At 38.8% G+C, this 343-nt stretch carries 1 protein-coding gene; it reads left to right on the forward strand.

Translation table 11 applies throughout. The features are described from left to right. The coding region (locus Q4528_RS13005; protein ID WP_303521897.1) for a hypothetical protein at positions 1-343 on the forward strand (343 nt) is incomplete at both ends.

The raw sequence follows: 343 nt of genomic DNA on the forward strand, positions 1-343 counted from the left end.
GTCTGGAAAGCTTTAACATCTTCGTCAAAGATTTTAGCCGTGAGCTTGATGAACGCCATATCGATTTAGTTGGAAAAAAAGGACTTCAGCTAGAAGAAAAACAACAGCGACTTGCAGTTCATCATCAGACGATAAAAGACAATCAAGAAAATCTAGAAGTAACGACTGTTCATGAGCAAGATCTGGCAACAACACTTGACCCTAAAATTGATTTTCAGCAAATGCTCGTGACTTTGGGAAGCGAGGAAAAGCCAGGTGAAATTCAAGTCTTAGATGCAGAGTTGCAGAAAAAGCAGCAAGACATTACTAACCTGTCTGTTAAAAAGTTAGATGAATGTAAAGG

It is taken from the genome of Staphylococcus pasteuri, assembly GCF_030547725.1.
GTDB lineage: Bacteria > Bacillota > Bacilli > Staphylococcales > Staphylococcaceae > Staphylococcus > Staphylococcus pasteuri.